At 47.6% G+C, this 1,940-nt stretch carries 2 protein-coding genes; both read right to left on the reverse strand.

Going from position 1 to position 1,940, the window contains the following annotated elements; all coding sequences use genetic code 11:
* The coding region (locus RMO84_RS10295; protein WP_310488374.1) for a HAMP domain-containing protein at positions 1–812 on the reverse strand (812 nt) is incomplete at its 3' end.
* Positions 813–1,091: 279 nt separating this feature from the next.
* A partial coding sequence (gene murD / locus RMO84_RS10300) for a UDP-N-acetylmuramoyl-L-alanine--D-glutamate ligase (protein ID WP_310488375.1) occupies positions 1,092–1,940 on the reverse strand: 849 nt, incomplete at its 5' end.

The following is a 1,940-nucleotide window of genomic DNA, read 5'->3' on the forward strand; positions in this document are numbered from 1 at the left end:
TCGATATTCTGTTCTTCAAAAATTTCTAGTTTTTCGGCCATTTCATTAAAGCTGCCGATCAACTCTCCCAATTCCCCACCAAGGGGTAAATCGATCCGTTGTTTAAAATTTCCAGCGGCAATATTTTTGACTCCAGAGAGCAATTCTTTAATCGGTTTGGTGATTTGGAGCGCATTAAAAACCGCACCCAAAATCACCATCACCCAAATCGACACGAATACGGCAATGGTGACATCTCTAGTCAATCCGCTAGAGGCAACTACCGTCGGATTGGGATTGATGCCGATCGCTAGCGTACCGAGAAATTTGCCTTCATGCTCGATCGGGACGAATACGTCAGTGACAATTCCTTCTGGAGTCTGATGTTGGCGTACCAGCGACAGATCTTTATTGTCTTTACCGCCGACACTTTCGGGTAAATGAATCCGCCGCTCGATCATTAAGGAGTTTTGGACTTCTGATTCGGAAAAGGGGATTCCCAGCCGAATATTCCCCGCATCGTCGGCATAAAGGATGTACCGGAGGCTCGACGTGCTGTGATAAAACCGATTGGAAAAGCGGGCGACGGTAGTTAGATCGTTTTCAGCTAATTGCGGGGCGATATTCGCTGCTAATAGCAATCCAAGATCGCGTCCGAACCGCGTATCGTTGATCCGCGCATCTGCTTGAATGGTATTCACAGCCCAAAAAGTCAAGCCGCTCACAATCAGCGACACCACTAATGTGGCTGCTCCCATCAGTTTGGTTTGGAGCGTGAACTCCATCCACCAATGGCGAATGATGTCGCGCAAGTTGTCGAACATGGCTAGCATGAAGGGGGTAAGGGATGGTGACGAGAATAGGATTTGGAAAGGTTGTTTGGCTATGGCTATCCCAAGCTATATTCATGCACTTACAGATGTGAGGCTGTATTCTTCCTCACTATAACAGCGATTACCTAACAGTAGGCTACGCCAACGCTCGGATGGCTAGCCGATCGGCCGCATTGCCGGATCTCGGTGGTGCGATCTCTATCTCGCTGTCGATCGGGGCGCAAGCATTATCGATACTTGAGGCATCCCGCCTAGCTAGCAGGATACCGGATCGACTTTTCAAACCCGATCGTTCGACAAGGCTTGGCACAATTGGCGGAAATCATCACCCCGCTGCTCGAAACTAGTATATTGGTCGAAACTCGCACAAGCAGGGGATAATAAAACTACTTTGGCTTGATATTGTGTGGCTAATTGACTCGATCGAGCCACGGCATTTGCCATTGTCCCCACGATTTCATAGTTAGAATAGCCGACAGATTTTAATCGATCGGCAAATTGCGTGCCAGCATTACCAATTAATAATACTGCTGCTGCTTTTTGCTTAATCGTATTCAACCAAGCTAGATCTTCGCCTTCCTTGGCTTCGCCACCCGCAATCAGAATTACTGGTGCTTTCACTGCCGACAAGCCCACATCGGCAGCGTCATAATTAGTTGCCTTACTATCATTGATATAATCTGCCCCTGCATGAGTGCAGATATATTCCAGGCGATGGGCAACGCCTGGGAAACTAGCGACGGCGGTAGCGATCGCACTATTCTCAATGCCTGCTAGTTTGGCTACGCCGACAGCCATTAATAGATTCTGAAGATTGTGATCTCCAGGCATTTTTAGCGATTCTGCCGACAAAACTTTTTCGCCTCGGAAATATACCCAATTATCGGCAATCCAAATCCCAGATTCGGGATTGCCCCGGAGATATTCTTTCCCTTTTACGCTTGTCCAAGTTGCAGCTTGCCAGTCAGATGCACCGAGATCGTGGAGATAGCGATCGTCACCATTGAAAATTTGATGTTGAGAATTGCGGAGTAATTTAGCTTTAATTCCGGCATATTTATCGACAGTTTTATGCCGAGCTAAATGATCGGGAGTTAATGTCGTCCACACCCCAATCTGTGGTGTGAG

It is taken from the genome of Chamaesiphon sp. VAR_69_metabat_338, from assembly GCF_031423935.1.
GTDB lineage: Bacteria > Cyanobacteriota > Cyanobacteriia > Cyanobacteriales > Chamaesiphonaceae > Chamaesiphon.